Consider the following 671-nt stretch of genomic DNA (forward strand, 5'->3'; position numbering starts at 1 on the left):
GGTACGTTCTAAGAGACTTTCGCAATGCCGTCCCACTTCGATGCCCGCCACGTCCGCCGCGCGTTCGCCCGTGCCGCCAGCAGCTACGACGCCGCCTCCGCCCTGCAGCGCGAGGTGCAGTCGCGGCTGATCGAATCGCTGGACTACCTGGAGGCACGCAAGCCCGAGGTGGTGCTGGACATTGGTGCCGGCACCGGCCATGCCAGCGCGTTGATGAAGAAGCGCTGGCCGAAGGCGCAGGTGATCGCGCTGGACGTGGCGCTGCCGATGCTGGACCAGGCCAAGCGCCAGGCCGGCTGGTGGAAGCCGTTCCAGCGCCTGTGCGGCGATGCCGCCGCGCTGCCGCTGGCCGACAACAGCGTGGACGTGATCTTCAGCAACCTGTGCCTGCAGTGGCTGGACGACCTGCCGGCGGTATTTGCCGGGTTCCGCCGTGTGCTCAAGCCTGGTGGCCTGCTGCTGTGCTCGACCTTCGGCCCGGAGACTCTGGTCGAACTCAACGAGGCGTTCGCGGCCGCCGATGACCGACCGCACGTGAGCCGCTTCGCGCAGATCGCCCAGTTCGGCGACGCGCTGATGATGGCCGGCTTCCGCGACCCGGTGCTGGACCGCGATCTGTTCACCCTGACCTATGACGACCTGCCGTCGCTGATGCGCGAACTGCGTGCGAT

Annotated in this window: 1 protein-coding gene; it reads left to right on the forward strand. The window is 68.0% G+C overall.

Going from position 1 to position 671, the window contains the following annotated elements; translation table 11 throughout:
* Positions 1–24 precede the first annotated feature (24 nt).
* Positions 25–671: malonyl-ACP O-methyltransferase BioC (gene bioC / locus DAI20_RS19565; RefSeq protein WP_108252888.1), on the forward strand; the 647-nt coding region annotated here is incomplete at its 3' end.

Source organism: Planctomonas deserti (assembly GCF_003067705.1).
Taxonomy (GTDB): domain Bacteria; phylum Actinomycetota; class Actinomycetes; order Actinomycetales; family Microbacteriaceae; genus Planctomonas; species Planctomonas deserti.